The organism is Gordonia spumicola (genome assembly GCF_009932475.1).
Classification (GTDB): Bacteria; Actinomycetota; Actinomycetes; order Mycobacteriales; family Mycobacteriaceae; genus Gordonia; species Gordonia spumicola.
Map to the genome: position 1 here is coordinate 1 of NZ_BJOV01000005.1, position 19,442 is coordinate 19,442.

20 protein-coding genes are annotated in these 19,442 nt (G+C 68.0%); 11 read left to right on the plus strand and 9 right to left on the minus strand.

All coding sequences use genetic code 11. The features are described 5' to 3' along the window. Positions 1–368: 368 nt before the first annotated feature. Positions 369–1,592: an acetyl-CoA C-acetyltransferase gene (locus tag GYB83_RS11245; RefSeq protein ID WP_161895608.1), complete on the minus strand. Its 1,224-nt coding sequence runs from the start codon at positions 1,590–1,592 to the stop codon at positions 369–371. A 98-nt stretch (positions 1,593–1,690) separates the two neighbouring features. On the opposite strand from GYB83_RS11245, the gene GYB83_RS11250 reads away from it, so the two are divergent. Both GYB83_RS11250 and GYB83_RS11255 read left to right on the plus strand, forming a co-directional pair. Then, positions 1,691–3,100, plus strand: coding sequence for a cystathionine beta-synthase (locus tag GYB83_RS11250; RefSeq protein ID WP_161895609.1), 1,410 nt, complete (start codon positions 1,691–1,693; stop codon positions 3,098–3,100). 4 nt (positions 3,101–3,104) lie between these two features. Further along, positions 3,105–4,247 carry a cystathionine gamma-synthase gene (locus tag GYB83_RS11255; RefSeq protein ID WP_161895610.1) on the plus strand — a complete coding sequence of 381 codons (1,143 nt, stop codon included), beginning with the start codon at positions 3,105–3,107 and terminating at the stop codon, positions 4,245–4,247. A 64-nt stretch (positions 4,248–4,311) separates the two neighbouring features. On the opposite strand, the gene GYB83_RS11260 is transcribed toward GYB83_RS11255, so the two are convergent. Continuing rightward, a complete protein-coding gene (locus tag GYB83_RS11260; protein ID WP_228461428.1) occupies positions 4,312–5,010 on the minus strand; it encodes an endonuclease domain-containing protein in 699 nt (232 codons plus the stop codon). Positions 5,011–5,310: 300 nt separating this feature from the next. Next, on the minus strand, positions 5,311–5,808 hold the full coding sequence (locus GYB83_RS11265; RefSeq protein ID WP_161895612.1) for an SRPBCC family protein: 498 nt from the start codon (positions 5,806–5,808) through the stop codon (positions 5,311–5,313). Positions 5,809–5,892: 84 nt separating this feature from the next. On the opposite strand from GYB83_RS11265, the gene GYB83_RS11270 reads away from it, so the two are divergent. Next, entirely contained in the window at positions 5,893–6,261 is a 369-nt protein-coding gene (locus GYB83_RS11270) for a helix-turn-helix domain-containing protein (RefSeq protein ID WP_161895613.1), read from the plus strand. Between the two features lie 54 nt (positions 6,262–6,315). On the opposite strand, the gene greA is transcribed toward GYB83_RS11270, so the two are convergent. The 3 genes from greA to GYB83_RS11285 all read right to left on the minus strand — a co-directional run bounded on the left by greA (position 6,316) and on the right by GYB83_RS11285 (position 8,129). Next, entirely contained in the window at positions 6,316–6,804 is a 489-nt protein-coding gene (gene greA / locus GYB83_RS11275; RefSeq protein ID WP_161895614.1) for a transcription elongation factor GreA, read from the minus strand. 96 nt (positions 6,805–6,900) lie between these two features. After that, positions 6,901–7,650, minus strand: coding sequence for a queuosine precursor transporter (locus GYB83_RS11280; protein ID WP_161895615.1), 750 nt, complete (start codon positions 7,648–7,650; stop codon positions 6,901–6,903). Beyond that, the gene (locus GYB83_RS11285) at positions 7,647–8,129 is read right to left on the minus strand and encodes a DUF4307 domain-containing protein (protein WP_161895616.1); all 483 of its coding nucleotides are present in this window, start codon (positions 8,127–8,129) and stop codon (positions 7,647–7,649) included. The genes GYB83_RS11280 and GYB83_RS11285 overlap by 4 nt, the downstream gene beginning before the upstream one ends. A gap of 78 nt (positions 8,130–8,207) precedes the next feature. Here GYB83_RS11285 and mca point away from each other — a divergent pair, with 78 nt between their 5' ends. From mca to GYB83_RS11325, 8 genes are all read left to right on the plus strand, one after another. Beyond that, the gene (mca, locus tag GYB83_RS11290; RefSeq protein ID WP_161897475.1) at positions 8,208–9,059 is read left to right on the plus strand and encodes a mycothiol conjugate amidase Mca; all 852 of its coding nucleotides are present in this window, start codon (positions 8,208–8,210) and stop codon (positions 9,057–9,059) included. Beyond that, complete coding sequence (locus GYB83_RS11295; RefSeq protein ID WP_161895617.1) at positions 9,056–9,346, plus strand: hypothetical protein; 291 nt, start codon at positions 9,056–9,058, stop codon at positions 9,344–9,346. Before mca ends, GYB83_RS11295 begins: the two co-directional genes overlap by 4 nt. 34 nt (positions 9,347–9,380) lie before the next feature. Next, complete coding sequence (locus GYB83_RS11300) at positions 9,381–11,378, plus strand: thioredoxin domain-containing protein (RefSeq protein WP_161895618.1); 1,998 nt, start codon at positions 9,381–9,383, stop codon at positions 11,376–11,378. 127 nt (positions 11,379–11,505) lie between these two features. Beyond that, positions 11,506–13,287, plus strand: a complete 1,782-nt coding sequence (locus tag GYB83_RS11305) for an FAD-binding dehydrogenase (protein ID WP_161895619.1) — start codon at positions 11,506–11,508, stop codon at positions 13,285–13,287. A 75-nt stretch (positions 13,288–13,362) separates the two neighbouring features. Further along, a complete protein-coding gene (locus GYB83_RS11310; protein WP_161895620.1) occupies positions 13,363–13,983 on the plus strand; it encodes an AIM24 family protein in 621 nt (206 codons plus the stop codon). Between the two features lie 9 nt (positions 13,984–13,992). Next, entirely contained in the window at positions 13,993–14,685 is a 693-nt protein-coding gene (locus tag GYB83_RS11315) for an AIM24 family protein (RefSeq protein ID WP_161895621.1), read from the plus strand. After that, positions 14,682–15,446 carry an AIM24 family protein gene (locus GYB83_RS11320; protein ID WP_161895622.1) on the plus strand — a complete coding sequence of 255 codons (765 nt, stop codon included), beginning with the start codon at positions 14,682–14,684 and terminating at the stop codon, positions 15,444–15,446. The genes GYB83_RS11315 and GYB83_RS11320 overlap by 4 nt, the downstream gene beginning before the upstream one ends. A gap of 249 nt (positions 15,447–15,695) precedes the next feature. After that, positions 15,696–16,763: a 3-deoxy-7-phosphoheptulonate synthase gene (locus GYB83_RS11325; protein ID WP_161895623.1), complete on the plus strand. Its 1,068-nt coding sequence runs from the start codon at positions 15,696–15,698 to the stop codon at positions 16,761–16,763. Here GYB83_RS11325 and GYB83_RS11330 read toward each other — a convergent pair. From GYB83_RS11330 to trhA, 3 genes are all read right to left on the minus strand, one after another. After that, the gene (locus GYB83_RS11330; protein ID WP_161895624.1) at positions 16,685–18,103 is read right to left on the minus strand and encodes a PepSY-associated TM helix domain-containing protein; all 1,419 of its coding nucleotides are present in this window, start codon (positions 18,101–18,103) and stop codon (positions 16,685–16,687) included. The genes GYB83_RS11325 and GYB83_RS11330 overlap by 79 nt on opposite strands. A gap of 130 nt (positions 18,104–18,233) precedes the next feature. Further along, positions 18,234–18,722 carry a hypothetical protein gene (locus GYB83_RS11335; RefSeq protein WP_228461430.1) on the minus strand — a complete coding sequence of 163 codons (489 nt, stop codon included), beginning with the start codon at positions 18,720–18,722 and terminating at the stop codon, positions 18,234–18,236. Between the two features lie 22 nt (positions 18,723–18,744). After that, positions 18,745–19,413: a PAQR family membrane homeostasis protein TrhA gene (trhA, locus tag GYB83_RS11340; RefSeq protein ID WP_161895625.1), complete on the minus strand. Its 669-nt coding sequence runs from the start codon at positions 19,411–19,413 to the stop codon at positions 18,745–18,747. Positions 19,414–19,442 lie beyond the last annotated feature (29 nt).

The following is a 19,442-nucleotide window of genomic DNA, read 5'->3' on the forward strand; positions in this document are numbered from 1 at the left end:
CCTCATACGAGGGATACGTTCAGTGTGAACTTAGGTGACACTAAGTTCAATCTCACCCGAGCAGCGAAACGTTCGCCGTTTGTAACCTGTGTGACTCATAAGAAGCCGACCAGCGGGTCGTTATGCCCGATAAGCTGGTTAAGTGGCGTCGAAAGTAGATGGAACCGTCCGTCACGAACGAAACGTGCCGAACGCTGTGAACTTCGTCACGATGTGTAACGAGTCGATCTGTGCCTATGCGGTCACCTGCGCGAAGTCCGTGCCATTCTGCCCGGATCGGACGTCGTCCAGACGATCGTGCGACGACACGAAAAAGGGCGGGTCTTCACGTCGACGACGTGAAGACCCGCCCTTCGGGTCGGGGACGATCAGCTCAGGCGCTCGAGGACCATCGCCATGCCCTGGCCGCCGCCGACGCACATCGACTCGATGCCGAACTGCTTGTCGGACGTCTGCAGGTTGTTGAGCAGCGTCGTGGTGATGCGGGCGCCGGTCATGCCGAACGGGTGGCCCAGCGCGATCGCGCCGCCCGAGACGTTCAGCTTGTCGTGGTCGATGCCCAGCTCGTTGGCCGAACCCAGCACCTGAACCGCGAAGGCCTCGTTGATCTCGAACAGGTCGATGTCGCCGATGCCCATGTTCGCCACGCGAAGGGCCTTCTTGATCGCCTCGATCGGGCCGAGGCCCATGATCTCCGGCGACAGGCCCGTCGCCGCGGTCGACACGATGCGGGCCAGCGGCGTGAGGCCGAGTTCCTTGGCCTTGGTGTCGCTCATGATGACGAGAGCAGCCGCGCCGTCGTTCAGCGGGCAGGCGTTGCCCGCGGTGATGGTGCCGTCGGGGCGGAACACCGGATTCAGCTGCGAGATCTTCTCGTACGTGGTGCCCGCGCGCGGACCGTCGTCGGTCGAGACTGTGCTGCCGTCGGGAAGCGTCACCGGGTCGATCTCGCGGGCGAAGAAGCCGCTGTTGATCGCGGCCTCGGCGCGGTTCTGCGACAGGACGCCCCAGCGGTCCTGATCCTCGCGCGAGATGCCGGTGTACGTCGCGACGTTCTCCGCCGTCTGACCCATCGCGATGTAGACGTCGGGGATCAGGCCGTCCTCGCGGGGATCGTGCCATGCGCCCTGGCCGCCCTCGGCGGTCTTAGCGGTGCGGGCCTGCGCGTCGTCGAAGAGCGGGTTCTTCGAGTTCGGAGCGCCATCCGCGCCACCCGAGACGCCGAAGCTGGAGACGCTCTCGACACCGGCCGAGATGAAGACGTCGCCCTCGCCGGCCTTGATCGCGTGCAGCGCCATGCGCGTCGTCTGCAGCGACGACGAGCAGTAGCGGTTCACGGTGACGCCGGGAACGTGGTCGAGGCCCAGCTGGACGGCGACCGAACGGGCGATGTTGTAGCCGCCCTGGCCGCCGGGCTGGCCGATGCCGAGGTGGATGTCCTCGATCAGTGCGGTGTCGAGCGCGGGCACCTTCGCCAGCGCTGCGGCGATCATCTGCCGCGAGAGTTCGTCGGGTCGTACGTCCTTGAGGGATCCCTTGCCGGCGCGCCCGATCGGCGAACGTGCATGGGCCACAATCACTGCTTCTGCCATGCGCGTCAGGATACGTGAACGTGTTCTCATTCTGAAGACTTAGGTGCATGTAGCGGCCCGGTCCGGTGGAATCGCACGCGAGGTGGGACCATGGACGCATGCGCATCGCCAATCATGTCGTGGACCTGGTCGGAAACACTCCGCTCGTCAAGCTCAACTCGGTCGTCAAGCCGGGATCGGGCCTCGTCGCCGCGAAGATCGAATACCTGAACCCCGGCGGCAGCTCCAAGGACCGCATCGCCACCCGGATGATCGACGCCGCCGAGAAGTCGGGCGAGCTGAAGCCCGGCGGCACCATCGTCGAACCGACGTCCGGCAACACCGGCGTTGGCCTGGCGCTCGTCGCCCAGCAGCGCGGGTACAAGTGCGTCTTCGTGTGCCCCGACAAGGTGGCCGAGGACAAGCGGAACGTGCTGCGCGCGTACGGAGCCGAGGTCGTCGTGTGCCCGACCGCCGTCCCGCCGGAGCACCCGGACAGCTACTACAACGTCTCCGATCGCCTCACGCGTGAGATCCCGGGGGCCTGGAAGCCGAACCAGTACGCCAACCCGGCCGGTCCGCAGAGCCACTACGAGACCACCGGTCCGGAGATCTGGCGCGACACCGACGGCACCGTGACGCACTTCGTCGCGGGCGTCGGGACCGGCGGCACCATCACCGGCACCGGCCGCTACCTCAAGGAGGTGTCCGACGGTGGCGTCAAGGTCGTCGGAGTCGACCCCGAGGGGTCGGTGTACTCCGGCGGATCGGGCCGCCCGTACCTCGTCGAAGGCGTCGGCGAGGACTTCTGGCCCGCCGCGTACGACCCGACCGTCCCCGACGAGATCATCGCCGTCTCCGACTCCGACTCGTTCGAGATGACCCGCCGCCTCGCCCGCGAGGAAGGCCTCCTCGTCGGCGGATCGTGCGGCATGGTGATCGTCGCCGCCCTCGAAGTGGCCGAGCGTGAGGGCCCGGACGCCGTCGTCGTCGCACTGCTGCCCGACGGTGGACGCGGCTACCTGTCCAAGATCTTCAACGACGACTGGATGAGCAGCTACGGCTTCCTCCGCACTCCGCTCAGCGGCGGCGACGTCCCGCAGTCGAACGTCGGCGATGTGCTGCGCGGAAAGTCGGGCGCCCTGCCCGACCTCGTCCACACGCACCCACAGGAGACGCTGCGCGACGCGATCGAGATCCTCCGGGAGTACGGAGTGTCGCAGATGCCCGTCGTCGGAGCCGAGCCGCCCATCATGGCCGGTGAGATCAACGGTGCCGTCACCGAACGGGACCTGCTGTCGGCCGTGTTCGAGGGCCGCGCCAACCTGGCCGACCCGGTGTCGGCGCACATGGGCGAGGCGTTCCCGCTCATCGGCTCCGGCGAGCCCGTGTCGGCCGCCATGAAGGCGCTCGGCGAGTCCGACGCGCTGATGGTCGTCGAAGAGGGCAAGCCCGTCGGCGTCATCACCCGCCACGATCTCCTCGCATTCGCGAGCACCCACCCGATCGCCGCTGTTCAGGAGGACTGAGAACATGACCGACCAGGGATTCTCCACCAAGGCCATCCACGCGGGCTGGGATCCGGACCCGCAGACCGGCGCCGTCAACGTTCCGATCTACGCGTCGTCGACCTTCGCGCAGGACGGTGTCGGCGGCATGCGCGACGGCTTCGAGTACGCGCGCACCGGCAACCCGACACGCCGCGTCCTCGAGGCCAACATGGCGGCCATCGAGGCGGGAACGTACGGCCGCGGGTTCTCGTCCGGCATGGCCGCGACCGACGCGCTGCTGCGCGCATCGCTGCGCCCCGGCGATCACCTCGTGATCCCCAATGACGCGTACGGCGGCACGTTCCGCCTGATCGACAAGGTGTTCAGCCAGTGGGGGATCACCTACTCGGTGGCGCCCGTCGTCGACGCCGATGCCGTCGCCGCGGCGATCACGCCGAACACCAAGCTCGTGTGGATCGAGACGCCGACCAACCCGCTCCTCAACGTAGGCGACATCGCGGCCCTGGCCGACGTCGCGCACGCGGCGGGCACCAAGCTCGTCGTCGACAACACCTTCGCGACGCCGTACCTGCAGCAGCCGCTGACGCTCGGCGCTGACGTCGTCCTGCATTCGACCACCAAGTACCTCGGCGGGCACTCCGACGTGGTCGGCGGAGCGATCGTCACCGACGACGAGCAACTCGACGCCGACATCGCCTTCCTGCAGAACGGCGCGGGCGGCGTCCCCGGCCCGTTCGACGCCTACCTGACCATGCGCGGCATCAAGACGCTCGCCGTGCGCATGGACCGCCACTGCGACAACGCCGAGAAGATCGTCGACTTCTTCCAGGGTCACGACAAGATCGAGAAGGTCCTCTACCCGGGTCTCGCCGATCATCCGGGCCACGACGCCGCGGCCAAGCAGATGTCGCGGTTCGGCGGGATGATCTCCGTCCTGGTCAAGGGCGGGCAGGACGCGGCGCAGGAGTTCTGCGCGCGGACCAAGGTGTTCACCCTCGCCGAATCGCTCGGCGGCATCGAATCGCTGATCGAGCATCCCGGTGCGATGACCCACGCCTCCACCGCGGGGTCGCTTCTGGAGGTTCCGGACAACCTCGTCCGCCTCTCCGTCGGCATCGAAGACGTCGAGGATCTTCTCGCCGACGTCGACCAGGCCCTCGCCTGACAGTTCTGTCTCAACTTCGGCACTCGAACCGGGCTCTGCTCCCGGTCCGAGTGCCGAAGTGGTTTCAGGCCGCGATTTGCCGTTGGTCAATCGCGGTGGTGAGTTCGCGGAAGACGTCGTCGGGCGAGTAGGTGAGGCGTTTCCAGGTGAAGATGAGCGGGAGCCACCGCAGCCCGATGAGCATGTTGGTCGTCTCCTGGTCTCGTTCCCAGCGGTCGTGGCTTCGGTGGAAGGCCCAGCCGTGCAGGGACACGGCGACCTGTTCGGCCGGCCACACGAAGTCCATCCGACGATCGCCGACCCACTCCTGCTGCTTCCAGCCGCTGATGCGGCGCCGCTGCAGGAATCGGACGAACTTCCGTTCCAGCTCCGACTCGGACAGGTCTTCCGCCGAGGTGAGGATCTCGCGTGCCTGCGCCATTCCGTACGCGCCGGAGTTCCGGTTCAGAGCGGCCCGCAATTCGCCGAGTGTCACGACCTTCTTCTGCAGAGCCCGGTCCATCATGGCGATGCCGTCCTTCATCGCTGAAGAGGCGGCGAGAACTGTCAGCGCGAGGCCCGTGGTCGGCACACCGCGCACTCGGGTCAGGTCCTCAGCCGGAAACGATCGTCGGCGCACCGTCGTCTCGACGGCGCAGTACGCGCTGCCGTGGCCTGAGCGGGGCACCGACAGAGTTACCGGGCTCGACACGTCGCGCGTCAGGCCGTGCAACCATGCGGCCGACGTGCGATCGACCACGCCGTGGTGTGCGGCAGTCGCCACTCGCAAGCTTCCGATCGGGGTCATGTGGTGTTCGGCGGAAAGGAACACCGATCTCGCGTGTGGAATCCACAGACCTTCCGACGTCTTGTATCGGATTTGGTCGTCGGTGAGTCCGAGTTCTCGTGCCTGAGCGGTGGTGATGACACCGTCGTGGTCGGCGAGGAACTGTGCGGTACGAACGGCAGTCGATGGTGTGGCCCCCATATTCAGTTAGACGCGCGAAAGACATGAACGGTTCCACCTACGCGGACTTCGGCACTCGAACCGGGACCAGAGCCCGGTTCGAGCGCCGAAGTCGAATCAGAAGGTCGCGAAGTGCTTCACCGTGTCCGTTCGGACGGTACCGAACGCGCCGGACGCGATGGGGCCGGAGAGGAAGGGCGGGAGACCTGCGCCCGCGAGTTCCATGGCGAACTTCCAGACCAGCCGCGCGCCGTGAGCGGCGGGGGACACCTCGGTGTACTCGCCGAACTTCTTCAGACCGGGAATGTTGGCCCGGACGCCGTGGAACGCGTGCCGATACGTCGACGACTCAGCGTCCTCGTCCCAGAGGAAGAAGACCTCGTCCATCCTCACCCAGCCCGGTGAGAGAGCGACGGACCGCGTGGTGCCGACGTGGTGGGGCTCCGGCGACGTGTAGGTGACCGACCGCAGGGCGCGGCACCAGTCGAGGGTGTTCTGGCGGGTGAACTCCGCCCAGGCGGTCTCCGGCGCGACCGGCAGTGTCACGTCGATCACGTATGTCATGGGAGCGGAGTCGAAGAAGGATTCGTCGAAAGGTGCGAGGTCGAAGGCCATTCGCGAAGTCTAGTGCCCCGACCGTCGAGCACTGCACAACTCGGTGGGCAGACAATTCGTTGTGCGTCCACCAGGGTTGATCGGGTGAATGCGGCGCGGTGGGGATCCCTCGAATGGGGCACCTACGCGTACTCGTTCGGGCATCGCCTCGTGGTGATCCGGAAGGAGCGCGGCTACTCGCAGGAGCAGCTCGCCGAACGCAGCGGCCTGCACCGCAATCAGATCTCCAACCTCGAGCGGGGAACCAGCAATCGGGACCCGTTCGTCTCCGATCCGCAGATGTCGACCGTGTACCGGCTCGCCCGCGCACTCGACGTGCCGCCGTCCTATCTGCTGCCCGACCTCGAGTCGCAGGTGCGTGGACGTTCGTCGGAGCAGATGTCGTCCGAGGCGTTGTCGATCATCGAGACCCGGCTGCGCGACGACCTCGAATTCCTCCGCACCGACCGCTGAAACGACTCAGCGGCACCGGTCGCCGAGGCGTCCGATGCCGCTGAGGGCACTCGATCAGGAGTGGTACGGCTCCGCGCTGACCAGTGTGACGGTGATCTTCGCACCGCTGGGCACCGTGTACTCGCGCGACTCGCCGACGGTGGCGTCGAGGATCGCGGCGCCGAGCGGTGAGCTCGGCGAGTAGATCTCGATCTCGCCCGAACCCTCTTCGCGCGTCGCGATGAGGAAGGTCTCCTTGTCCGACTCGTCGCCGTCGTAGTAGACGGTCACAACCGAACCGGGGAGTGCCACACCCGACTGAGTGGGGGCCTCGCCGACCTTCGCGTTGTTCAGCAGGTCCTGCAGCTGGCGGATACGCGCCTCCTGCTGACCCTGCTCCTCGCGGGCCGCATGGTAACCGCCGTTCTCCTTGAGGTCGCCTTCTTCACGACGCTCGTTGATCTCGGCGGCAATGACCGGACGATTCGCGATGAGCGAATCCAGCTCGCCGTTCAGTCGGTCGAACGACTCCTGCGTCAACCACGTAACGCGGGTATCAGTCATTGTGATCTCCTTTGCTGTCCGCGATTGGACTGCGCTAAATGCAGCAACACGACCCCTTGCGAGGCCGTGCGCCAATCATCCTATCATTCGTGTGTTTTATGGCACACGCGACGCGTCGTCTTGTTGACGTGCGAGCCCTTCCCGGTATGACGGTTCGGCGCGCTTCAGGTATCCGACGACGGCGTACGTCACCGGCATGACGACCACCTCGACCAGGGTCTTCCAGACGAATCCGATGACGACGTAGTTGATGAAGTCCGACCAGGTGGAGATTCCGATCGCGGTGGCCGCAATGGAGCAGAAGACGAGTGTGTCGAAGAACTCGCCGACGACCGTCGATCCGATGAGACGCGCCCACAGGCGACGTTCGCCCGCGCGTTCCTTCATCTTGACGAGGACGAGCGAGTTCAGGAGTTCGCCTACGACATATCCGGCCAGGCCCGCGGCGACGATCTGCGGCACCGATCCGAGCACGCCTTCGAAGCCGGCCTGATTGTCGTAGAAGCCGGCGGCGGGCAGCTTGATCGCGATCCAGAAACAGGCCGACGCGAGGAGGATCACCGCGAAGCCCGCCGCGATCGTCCGTCGCATCGCGCGGAAGCCGTACACCTCGCTGATGACGTCGCCGATCACGTAGCTCATCGGGAAGAGGAAGAACGCGCCGTCGGTGACGAGCCCGTTCACGTGCAGGGGACCGAGGTCGAAGTGCAGCCAGTCGTCGAACAGCACGACGGCCTTGGTGGCGGCGATGTTGCTGATCAACATGATCCCGACGAAGAGCGCCGTCAGGAACGGGAAGTACGGACTCGACAGTCTGGCGAAGACCGCCTTGTTCACGGTGCTCACGCGGCCGGCTTCAGGTACGGCGGGACGTCGGCCGTGCAGCCGAAGACCTCGCCGATGACGGCCGGCGACGACGTCATGACCTCCGTGCGGGCCCCGACCTGCGTCTGCGTGCCCGCGGGGATGAGGACTTCGCGTCGTCCCACCTCGGAGCCGTCCTGCGCGCGGGCCCGGACGACGCAGGCGACGGCCTGGCCCGGGTCGCTGCGGTTGACCGTGTACTGGACGGCGACGTTGTCTGAGGAGAGGATCTCGAACGCGGTGGCCTCACCGGAGACGTCCGGATCGGCGAACTGCTTGTATCCCGCATACGCGAGACCGAGCCCGGCGACGACGACGAGCGCAGACAGCACGTAGAACCACCGTTTCCGGTTGGACGCGGTCTGTTCCGTCGGGTATGTCGCACGTGGGCCGCTGCGGGGGATCGCGGGCTTCTCGTCGGATCCGTCGGGCTCCACACCGCCCCCGTCTGAACTGCTCACGTGTCAATACCTACCATGAGTAGGAACAGCGAGCGAAGGTGAGGAAGCGTGAGCGAACACGCGAACGGTCTGCGTCTGATGGCCGTGCACGCCCATCCCGACGACGAGTCGAGCAAGGCGGCCGCGACGCTGGCCAAGTACGTCGCGGCCGGTCACGACGTGATGGTGGTGACGCTCACCGGCGGTGAGCGCGGCGATGTGCTGAACCCGGCGATGGACCGGCCCGGGGTGTTGGAGAACCTGCCCGAGGTGCGCCGGGAGGAGATGGCGGCCGCGGCGAAGGTCCTCGGTGTGCAGCATCACTGGCTCGGTTTCGAGGACTCGGGTCTGCCCGAGGGCGATCCGCTGCCCCCGCTGCCCGAGGGCTGCTTCGCGCTGGTGCCGAACGAGGAGTCGACCGGCAGGCTCGTCGAGGTGATCCGCGAGTTCCGTCCGCACGTGATCATCACGTACGACGAGAACGGCGGCTATCCGCATCCCGACCACATCAAGTGCCACGAGATCTCGGTCGAGGCGTTCGACGCGGCGGGCGATCCCGCCGCGTATCCCGAGGCAGGCGAACCGTGGACGCCGCTGAAGCTGTACTACACGCACGGCTTCATCCGGGCGCGGATCCTGCGGTTCGCCGACGAGTTCGGCAAGAACGGGCAGGACAATCCGTTCGAGGAGTGGCTCAGCAAGTGGAAGACCGATCAGGGCGACATGATGGCCCGCGTCACCACGCAGGTCACCTGCGGCGACTACTTCCCGCAGCGTGACGACGCGCTCCGCGCTCACGCGACCCAGGTCGACCCGAACGGGTTCTTCTTCGCGGTGCCGCTGGAGTGGCAGCAGCGACTCTGGCCGACGGAGGAGTTCGAGCTCGCTCAGACGCGCGTGAAGACGGCCATCCCGGAGACGGATCTCTTCGCCGGAATCGAGCAGGCATGAGCATCACGGCGTGGGCGAGCACCGCTGTGGTGCTGGCGGCCGATCAGGAGCCGCGCGGTCCGGAGTTCGGCAAGGCGTCGCCGTTGGGCCTGCTGATCATCGTCCTCCTGCTCGTCGCGACATTCCTGCTGATCCGGTCGATGAACCGGCAGCTCCGCAAACTGCCGGAGAGCTTCGACACCGAGCATCCCGAGGCCGATCAGCAGTTCGACGAGGGCACCGACACGGTCGTCTCCGACGACGGCGAACCCGCCGAGAGCCCGGTCCCGCCGAAGGACGACTCGTAGCAACGGTCGGTCCCGCGCGTGGCACGGTAGAGGCATGACGAACCGTCTCGGAGAGAGCAGTTCCCCGTACCTGCGGCAGCACGCCCAGAATCCGGTGCACTGGCAGGAGTGGGGTGACGACGCGTTCGCGCAGGCCCGCGAACGGGATGTCCCGGTCCTGCTGAGCATCGGGTACGCGGCCTGTCACTGGTGCCATGTGATGGCGCACGAGACGTTCGAGGACGCCGACCTGGCGGCACAGATGAACGACGGATTCGTCTGCATCAAGGTGGACCGGGAAGAACGTCCCGACATCGACTCGGTGTACATGGCCGCGACGGTCGCGATGACCGGTCAGGGCGGTTGGCCGATGACGTGCTTCCTCATTCCGGACGGCGATCCCTTCTACTGCGGAACGTATTTCCCGCCGCGGCCGCGCAACGGTCAACCGGGATTCGGCGATGTCCTCGACGCGATCAGCCGGACGTGGACCGAGCGCCGCGACGAGGTGGATCTCGCGGGCTCCAAGATCACCGAGCACCTCCGGTCGACGGCGTCGGGCCTGCCCGACGGGCCCCGGCTGGACCGTCAACTGCTCGCCGACGCCGTCACACAGATCGTCGCGGACGAGGACCCGGTGTCGTCGGGTTTCGGCGGAGCCCCGAAGTTCCCGCCGTCGGCGATGATCGAGGGTCTCCTCCGGGCCGCGGAGCACACCGGTGACGACACGGCCTTGGCCGCCGCGTCGCGCACCCTGGAGGCGATGGCGCGCGGCGGCATCTACGACCAGCTCGCGGGCGGGTTCGCCCGGTACGCCGTCGACGCGGCGTGGGTGGTCCCGCACTTCGAGAAGATGCTGTACGACAACGCCCTGCTCCTGCGCGCCTACGCCCACCAGGCCCGACGCGGCGACGCCCTCGTGGCCCGGATCACCGCCGAGACGGTGGCCTTCCTCGACGGCGCGCTGTGGACCGGCTCGGGGTACGCGTCGTCGTTGGACGCGGACACCGAAGGCGTCGAAGGCCTCACCTACGTCTGGACGCCCGCCGAGCTCGCTGAGGTCCTCGGTGACGACGCGGAGTGGGCCGCCGAACTGTTCACGGTCACGGCCGGCGGCACTTTCGAGAACGGTACGTCCACTCTGCAGCTGCCGCGCGACCCCGACGACACCGAGCGGTACGAGTCCGTCCGGGCACGACTGTCGGCGGTGCGCGCCGAGCGTCCCCAGCCGGACCGTGACGACAAGGTCGTCACCGCGTGGAACGCGTTCGCGGTGACGGCGCTCGTCGAGGCCGGTGTTGGACTCGGTCGTCCCGAATGGGTGGCGCGGGCGGCGGAGTGCGCGTCCGGGCTCGTCGACACGCACATCGTCGACGGTGACGTGCGCCGCTCGTCGCTCGACGGCCGGGTCGGTGCGCCGCTCGGCGCACTCGAGGACTCGGCGGCGCTGGTCACCGCGGTTCTGACCCTGTACGCCGCGACGGGGGACGAGCGGTGGCGCGGCGACGGGCTCGCGGTCCTCGACCGTGCGATCGAGGTGTTCGCGGTGCCCGATGAGCCGGGCGCCTGGTTCGACGCTCATCCGACGGGACTGCTCGTACGTCCGCGCGACCCGGTGGACGGCGCGACTCCGGCCGGCGCGTCCTTGACGGCCGAGGCGCTGCTGCTCGCATCGGTGCTCGCCGACGCCGATCGCGCGCCGAGATACGCCGAACTCGCCGACGCGACCCTGTCCAGGGCCGGGATCGTCCTCGCTCGTGCCGCGCGGTCCGCGGGTCACTGGCTGGCTGTGGCGCATTCGTACGTCGCCGGACCGGTGCAGGTCGCCGTCGCCGAGGCCCCGGACAGCGACGGTTCGTTCGCCGCGCGGATCAGGCGCGCCGCTCCCGGCGGCGTGGTCGTCGTCGCGGGAGGCGAAGGGAGCGCGCCGCTCCTGGTCGGACGTCGGCCGGTGGCGACCGGCGGACGCCTGCGCGACGCCGCGTACGTCTGCCGCGGCGAGGTGTGCGGGCTGCCCGTCACCGATCTGGACGAGATCGTCTTCTCGGTCTGATCGGCCCGATTCGCGTCTCCGGCGCCTTCCGAGTGGATCAATCGATCCATTGTCGGCTATGGTGTCGTCGACATCACACCGCAGGACGACGTTCGCGTCGTCTCACACCGATCGGGGAACGCGCCTCATGGGCCTGGACGAGCAGACGATCAACCGCCGGAGCGTCCTGGTCGGCGGCGGTGTCGCCGCGGCCGGACTGATGGCCGCATCCCTCGCCGGACAGGCGGGCGCGGCGCCGCGGCAGGACGCCGACGTGATCGTGGTCGGACACGGCCTGTCGGGCCTCGTCGCGGCCACCGAACTCGCGTCCGCGGGCAAGTCGGTGATCGTCGTCGACCAGGAGTCGCGCGCCAATCTCGGTGGTCAGGCGCACTGGTCGCTCGGCGGACTGTTCTTCGTCGACTCGCCCGAGCAGCGTCAGTGCCAGATCCACGACTCGTACGAACTCGCCCGCGCCGACTGGTTCGGCTCGGCCGGATTCGATCGTGATCCTCACGATCGTCTCGGCGAGGACTACTGGGCGCGGCAGTGGGCGGAGGCCTACCTGCGGTTCGCGGCGGGCGAGAAGCGCAGCTGGCTCGAACGCAAGGGCGTCCGCTGGGTGCCGATCGTCGGGTGGGCCGAGCGCGGCGGAACCTCGGCGAGCAGACACGGCAATTCCGTGCCGCGTTTCCACATGACGCTCGGCACCGGGCCCGGCGTCGTCGAACCGTTCCGCAACGCCGTCCTCGAGGACGAACGCCGCAGGCGGGTGTCGTTCCGGTTCCGTCACCGCGTCGACGAGGTGATGACGGACGGCGGACGGGTCACCGGCGTCCGCGGCAAGAAGCTCGCACCGACCAACTCGCCGCGCGGCGTGAAGTCGAACCGCACGGAGATCGGCGACTTCGAACTCCGGGCGCCCATCACGATCGTGGCGTCGGGCGGCATCGGCGCCAACCACGAGCTGATCCGTGCCAACTGGCCGTCGCGCCTGGGCGCCCCGCCGAAGACGATGGTGACGGGCGTGCCCGCGCACGTCGACGGTCGGATGCTCGCCATCACCGAGGCCGCGGGCGGGCGCATCGTCAACCGCGACCGCATGTGGCACTACACCGAGGGACTCAAGAACCACACGCCGATCTGGCCCGATCACGGCATCCGCGTGCTCGGCGCGCCGTCGTCGATGTGGTTCGACGCCGAGGGCAACCGTTTCGACAGCCCCGCGATCCCCAGCTACGACACGCTCGAGACGCTGGCGATGATCAAGCGCACCGGGTACGACTACTCGTGGTTCGTGCTGAACAAGACGATCATCGGCAAGGAGTTCATCCTGTCCGGGTCGGAGCAGAATCCCGAGCTGACCCGCAAGGATCTCGCGGCCTATCTGGCGAGCCGCGCGATCGACGACGTGCCGAAGGCCGTGCAGAAGTTCGTCGACAAGGGCGCCGACTTCGTCGCGGCCCGCAACGTCGAGGATCTCGCCCGCAAGATGAACCGGCTCGCGGGCAGCGACCTGATCGACGCGGGCAGGCTGCGCGGCCAGATCGTGCAGCGTGACCGCCAGGTGCGCAATCCGTTCACCAAGGACGCCCAGATCATGGGCATCCACAACTCGCGGAACTATCTGGGCGACAACATCGTCCGCACCGTCGACCCGCACCCGATCCTCGATCCGGCGCACGGTCCGCTGATCGCCATCCGGATGAACATCCTGACGCGCAAGACCCTCGGCGGGCTGCAGACCAATCTGTCGGGCCAGGTCATGAACGATTCCGGGACCCCGGTGCCGGGCCTGTACGCGGCGGGCGAGGCGTCGGGCTTCGGCGGCGGCGGAGTCCACGGCTACAACGCGCTCGAGGGCACGTTCCTCGGTGGCTGCCTCTTCTCCGGTCGGACGGCGGGGCGGGCCGCGGCGCGGGCGCTGTAGGTCGTCCGTCCGACTGACAATGACCGGCCGGAGGCGATATCGTTCTGTCCTCTGGTCGTTCTACGAAGGACAGGCATGCAACTCGTCTCGAAGACGAAGCGGGTGATCGAAGCTCACCTGAACAACAGCTCCATTCGCGCGCTCAGCGGTTCGATGATCGCGTTCGAAGGTCAGGTGACGTTCAAGTCGGCCGGTTTCGGTGGCGGTGACGGGCTCGTCGCGGGCATCAAGAAGAAGGCGACGGGCGAGGGTCTGTCGCTGATGGAAGCCAGCGGGACGGGCGTCGTCTACCTGGCGCAGGACGCGGCGAACACCACCGTCATCGACCTCAACGGGGAGACCTTGCAGGTGGAGGCGTCGCAGTTGCTGGCGTTGACGCAGAACCTGCAGACCAATGTGACGTTCGCGGGTGTGCGCGGCGGCGTGTCCGGGCAGGGTCTGTTCACGACGACGGTGACCGGCGTCGGCCAGGTCGCGCTCCTGTCGCAGGGCGGCCCGCTGATCCACCTGGAGGTGTCGCCGCAGTTCCCGCTCGTCGTCGACCCGGACGCGTTCGTCTGCGCCAAGGGCGCGCTCACACAGTCGTTCGTGACGGACGTGTCGTGGCGGAGCGTCGTCGGTCAGGGCAACGGGGAGGCGTTCTCACTGCGGTGGGACGGTTCCGGCGTCGTGTCCATCCAGCCGGCCGAGCGATAGGGGACCGACGTGTTCACCAAGGTCAACAACAAGGTCGTGTCCGTGAACCTCGCGCAGAGCGGGCCGATCGCGGCCCGCCGCGGCGCGATGCTGTTCTACACCGGAGCCGTGTTCTTCCAGCCGCATCAGATCCCCGGGTCCGGCGGCATGGGAGCGATGGGCGGCATGGTCGGAATGGCGGGCCGCATGATGCAGGGCGAGCACGAGCGGACGATGCTCGCTCAGGGCGACGGCGTCGTCCACTACGGTTTCCGCGGTCTCGAAGTGGAGATCGTCGACCTCGCAGGCGGCGGCGAACTGCGGGTCGAGGCGTCTCGTCTCCTCGCCCACACGCAGGGTCTGCAGGCCTCGATCGTGTCGACGTCGTCGCAGTCGGCGGGCGGCGGAGGCGGCCTGCGCGGCGCGCTGCGGTCGGCGGCGGGCGGCATGGCGACCGGTCAGGGCATGTTCACCACGCAGCTGATCGGCGTCGGACAAGCGGTCATCCTCGGCCACGGCGGGTTCATCCAACTGCCTGTCCAGCCGAACCGGCCGATCACCGTCGACCCGCAGTCGTTCGCGGCGTCCGTCGGCCAGGTCCAGACCAGCCTCCGGTCGACAGTCAGCTTCCGGAACATGGGACGCACCGGCGGCGAGGCCTTCCAACTCGACTGCACCGGCTCGGGTGTGGTCTTCGTCCAAGCATCGGAGCAGCGACTGTGACTCAGGTGAACACGGTGTGGAATCCGCACACCCTGCCGTCCGACGACAACGTCCCGGACAACAAGTACTCGTTCTGCATCGAGCTGAACAAGCCGTGGTTCATGTCGAAGGGCGCGATGATCGCGTACTACGGCCAGGCGCAGTTCACGGCGCTCAGCCACGGCCTGCAGGCGGGCCTGCTGAACATGGTGGCCCAACAGTTCTCGGCCCCGCTCTACCTCGGCGACTTCGTCGTCGCCGAGGGTCAGGGCAAGGTGATCATCGGCGACCGCGGGTACGAGATCAACTCGTACGACCTCGAAGACGACGGCAACTTGACGATCCGCGCCGCCAACCTGCTCGCCTTCGAGCCGTCGCTCGCGCTCAAGCAGTCGATCGTGCCCGGCTTCCTCACGCTCATCGGGACCGGCCGGTTCCTGGCGTCGTCGAACGGCGCCGTCATGTTCGTCGAACCGCCCGTTCGCGTGGACCCGGAGGCGCTGGTCGGGTGGGCCGACTGCCCGTCGCCCAGTCACCACTACGACCAGTCGTGGGTCACCGACATGCTCGCGGCCGCGGCGTCCCGCATGGGCATCCGGTCGGGTGAGGAGCAGCAGTTCGACTTCACCGGAGCCGGCACGGTCCTCGTGCAGTCGAGCGAGAAGGTGATCGACGACTCCGCGATCGTCCGTTCCATCACCGGCCAGCTGCCGGGTGTCTCGAGCCCCGGACTGCAGCAGATCAACGCGCACATCCAAGCTCAGATGCAGCAGGGGCAGTAGACCCGCGTTTGCGGGTGTCCGCGGCCGGTGTTACGGTCGGGGCATGTCGACGAACCGCTATTGGCGTTTCTTTATGCAGGCTCCGGGAGAGCCTGCGATGAAGCGTCGATAACGCACGTCGTACATCCCGGAGCCTGAAGCAGTGACCGTCTCGGTCGCTGCTTCTTCTCGTTCCGGGAGTAGACGCGCGGCGCAGGGCGTCACCGGGACGGCAACCCTCACCTGCGGACCGCATCCGAAAGGCACATCGTGACCATCACGACAGGCACCCCGTCCACCTCCGACCGTCGGGTCACCGCGTTCTCACCGATCCCGTCGCCGGAGACGCTGCGCAGCGAACTGCCGCTGACCGCGCGGCGCGCGGAGACTGTCGCCCGCGACCGCGATGAGATCGCGGCGATCCTCGCCGGACGCGACGACCGGCTGATCGTCGTCGTCGGACCGTGCTCGGTGCACGACCCGGTCGCCGCCCTCGACTACGCCCGACGCCTCGCGCCGCTGGCCGTCGAATACGCGGACACCCTGAAGATCGTGATGCGCGTGTACTTCGAGAAGCCGCGCACCACCGTCGGCTGGAAGGGTCTCATCAACGATCCGGGCATGGACTCCTCGTACGACGTGGAACGCGGCCTGCGGACGGCTCGCGCCCTGCTTCTCGACGTCATCGACCTCGGGCTGCCGGTGGGCTGCGAGTTCCTGGAACCGACGAGCCCGCAGTACATCGCCGACACCGTGGCGTGGGGTGCGATCGGCGCCCGAACCACCGAGAGCCAGGTGCACCGGCAGTTGGCGTCGGGCCTGTCGATGCCGATCGGTTTCAAGAACGGGACCGACGGCAACGTGCAGGTCGCGATCGACGGCGTCCAGGCCGCGGCGTCCGAGCACGTGTTCTTCGGGGTCGACGATTTCGGTCGTGGAGCCGTCGTCCAGACCGCGGGCAATGAGGACTGCCACATCATCCTGCGCGGCGGAACTCCCGGGCCGAACTACGACGCCGACTCGGTGATCTCGGCCGTCGCGGCCCTGGAGAAGGCCGGACAGTCGCCGAAGGTGATGGTCGACTGCTCGCACGCCAACTCCGGCAAGGACCACGAGCGTCAGGCCGTCGTCGCCGTCGAGGTGGCAGAGTCCTTCGCGGCACGACGACGCGCCGGGGAATCGGTGCAGCTGTCCGGCGTGATGCTGGAGAGCTTCCTAGTCCCCGGCGCGCAGTCGCTCGGCGGCGACCTCGTCTACGGTCAGTCGGTCACGGACAAGTGCATGGGCTGGGAGGCGTCCGTGGACGTCTTGGCCGCTTTGGCGCGTGCCGCCCGCTGAATCATCAGGTCGAGCACGACGAACGCCAGCAGCGGCCAGCCGAGCAGCGGGACGAACCAGCCGACGGTCACGGCGACGGCGATGAGCCCGATGCTCACCGGCCACGGCACCGCCCGCAGACCGCCCGCAGCGGGTGCGCGTCGGCCCCGGCGCTGCCACCACGCGCGGTAGCCGAGGACGATCACCACGATCAACGCGATCATCACCGCGAACAGCAGGATCTGGTTGGCGACGCCGAACAGGAGTCCCATGTGCAGGGCGATGCCGAGGTTCGCCAGCTGTGCCGCGACCGGCCAGTCGGCGAAACGGTTCACCGAGACGACGGTGTCGGTCGCCGGGTCGACGGCGGCCGTGTCGGGGGAGAACTGCCACGCTCGACGAGTCTCGGCGACCGTGTAGGCGGTGCCGGGATCCGACGGCAGGGTCACCTCGACACCGTCGCCGAGGCCGGCTGAACGGGCGAGCGCAACGGCGGCGTCGACCTGCGCGATGGCGCCCGACGTGTCTCCGACGGGGCCTGCGGCGCCGTGACCGGCGTGTTCGCCGCCAGCGGGCGCCTTCGCGGCGGATCCGGGGAGGGCCGTGTCGGTGGACGGGGCGTTCCAGTTCAGGGCCGCGCGCAGGTTCGTCACATTCTCGCCCGCGTAGGTCGACCAGGTGAGGCCGGTCGCGGACAGGAAGAGCAGGACGACCGAGATCCACACGCCGATCAGTGCGTGCCTGCGCACCGTCCGCCCACGGCCGCGGCGTCCCGGAGCCCTGCGCGAACGGAGGAACCACAATCCGAGGCCCGCCAGGACGATCACCCACAGCCAGGACGCGGCGAACTCGCTGTAGAGCCTGCCCGGTTCGCCGAGGTGCAGGTCGCGGTGCAGCCTGTCGAGCCATTGGCGCATGGGGAGCGCGTTGGCGCTGCCGTAGACGGGCAGATCGCCCCTGGTCTCCAGGGTCACCGGGTCGACGAACACCGCGCGGCGTTCGGAGTCGCCGAGGGTCGGATCGGAGAACATGACCGCCGTCGTGTCACCGGACGAGGCTGGCGGTCGGACCGCGACGACGGGGAGTTCGGGGCGGACCTTGCGTGCCGCGTCGATCTGGTCGGCGAGCGAGTGGGCCTGCCCGGTCGAATCGGTGTGGAGCTCGTGTCGGTACACGAGGCTCTCGACGGAGGGCGCGAGGGCGTAGAGGGCGCCGGTCACGGCGGCGATCAGCAGGAACGGTGCGACGACCACTCCGGCGTAGAAGTGGAGTCGGTGCAGCATGCGGATGGTCGCGGTCCGTGTGGACGGCGGCAGGGACGTGGTGGGTGGTGCGGGTGTGGACACGACTGTGTCGGACATGGACGGCCTTTTCGGTCGGCGGGATCGTCGCAGCGCAGAACCGACACGTATGACGCTCGATGACGCCACAGGGGCGGTGTCGGCTTCGTATACGTGGTGGTTGTGTGTGCGTCGGTATGACGTCTGGAATTCAGGCCGAGACCGGCGGCCCGCGGAGACCGACCGAGCCGAGGATGACGAGCCGGGAACGTCGAACACGATGGTGACGCGGCGCGGGGATCACGGGCTCCCGCGTGATCGTGCGCGAACGCATCGGGACGATGACGCGGCGCACCACACGCACGAGTGCGTCGAGCGCGGCGATCAGTGCGAGCGCGGCGAGGGTGCCGACGCCGTGTGAGACGGCCATCGACGGGCGGAACATGTCGTGCTGGTGGCCCGCGAGGACGGCGAGCAACAGGTGGACGATGCCTTGTCCGGCGAGCAGGGCGGGGAGGCCGGGCAGTCGTGGTGCGGCGGCGATCGCCGCACCGATCGCGGCGGCCGCCGCGGTGACGACCATCAGCGTCGATGTGGTCGGCAAGGTGCCCTGCGCCGCGGCGTGCGCGGCGATCGCAGTCACCGCGGAGGTCGCACCGACGACGCCGCCGCGCATGCGGGACGCGGAGACGGTGGACACAGCCGGTGAGCCTACCCGGTGTTCAGCGCAGGACCACCAGCCAGACCGCGATGTAGTGCAGGGCCGCGGCGATCGCGGTGCACGCGTGGAACACCTCGTGATGACCGAACACACCAGGCCAGGGATCCGGCCAACGCAACGCGAACAACACGGCTCCGAGGCTGTACAGCACGCCGCCGACGGCGAGCAGGACGAGTACGGCGGCTCCCGCCGCGGAGACCAGGGAGGGCGCGACGAACACGATGACCCAGCCGAGAGCGATGTAGAGGATCACGCCGAGCCACCGCGGGGAACCGGGCCAGGCCATCTTCATCGTCACTCCGGCGATTGCGCCCGCCCACACCCCGCCGAGCACCCACCACCGCGTGGCCCCGGACAGGGCCATCATGCAGAACGGCGTGTACGTGCCCGCGATGAACACGAAGATCATCGAGTGGTCGGCGCGTTTCATCGCGATCCGCGCGTGCGGCGACGTCCAGTGCACACGGTGGTACACGGTGCTGACGGTGAAGAGCCCGCAGATCGTGACGACATACACGACGACGGAGAGGACGTCGACCGCGCTGCGGTGCATGGCGGTGCCGACGATCAGGATCACCCCGACCGCTGCGGCGACGACGGCCGAGTACTTGTGGATCACGCCGCGCAGCGTCGGCTTGGCCGCGTGCTCCAGTGTGGGGGTCTCCGTCATGCAATCTACGATACCGTAAGTTTCGCGCC

Bases quoted from the DNA above. Each gene is read 5' to 3' on its own strand.
- mca (WP_161897475.1), top strand. From the start codon at position 8,208: ATGGCCGTGCACGCCCATCCCGACGACGAGTCGAGCAAGGCGGCCGCG.
- GYB83_RS11305 (WP_161895619.1), top strand. From the start codon at position 11,506: ATGGGCCTGGACGAGCAGACGATCAACCGCCGGAGCGTCCTGGTCGGC.
- GYB83_RS11245 (WP_161895608.1), bottom strand. From the start codon at position 1,592: ATGGCAGAAGCAGTGATTGTGGCCCATGCACGTTCGCCGATCGGGCGC.
- GYB83_RS11310 (WP_161895620.1), top strand. From the start codon at position 13,363: ATGCAACTCGTCTCGAAGACGAAGCGGGTGATCGAAGCTCACCTGAAC.
- trhA (WP_161895625.1), bottom strand. From the start codon at position 19,413: ATGACGGAGACCCCCACACTGGAGCACGCGGCCAAGCCGACGCTGCGC.
- greA (WP_161895614.1), bottom strand. From the start codon at position 6,804: ATGACTGATACCCGCGTTACGTGGTTGACGCAGGAGTCGTTCGACCGA.
- GYB83_RS11265 (WP_161895612.1), bottom strand. From the start codon at position 5,808: ATGGCCTTCGACCTCGCACCTTTCGACGAATCCTTCTTCGACTCCGCT.
- GYB83_RS11255 (WP_161895610.1), top strand. From the start codon at position 3,105: ATGACCGACCAGGGATTCTCCACCAAGGCCATCCACGCGGGCTGGGAT.
- GYB83_RS11330 (WP_161895624.1), bottom strand. From the start codon at position 18,103: ATGTCCGACACAGTCGTGTCCACACCCGCACCACCCACCACGTCCCTG.
- GYB83_RS11250 (WP_161895609.1), top strand. From the start codon at position 1,691: ATGCGCATCGCCAATCATGTCGTGGACCTGGTCGGAAACACTCCGCTC.
- GYB83_RS11300 (WP_161895618.1), top strand. From the start codon at position 9,381: ATGACGAACCGTCTCGGAGAGAGCAGTTCCCCGTACCTGCGGCAGCAC.
- GYB83_RS11295 (WP_161895617.1), top strand. From the start codon at position 9,056: ATGAGCATCACGGCGTGGGCGAGCACCGCTGTGGTGCTGGCGGCCGAT.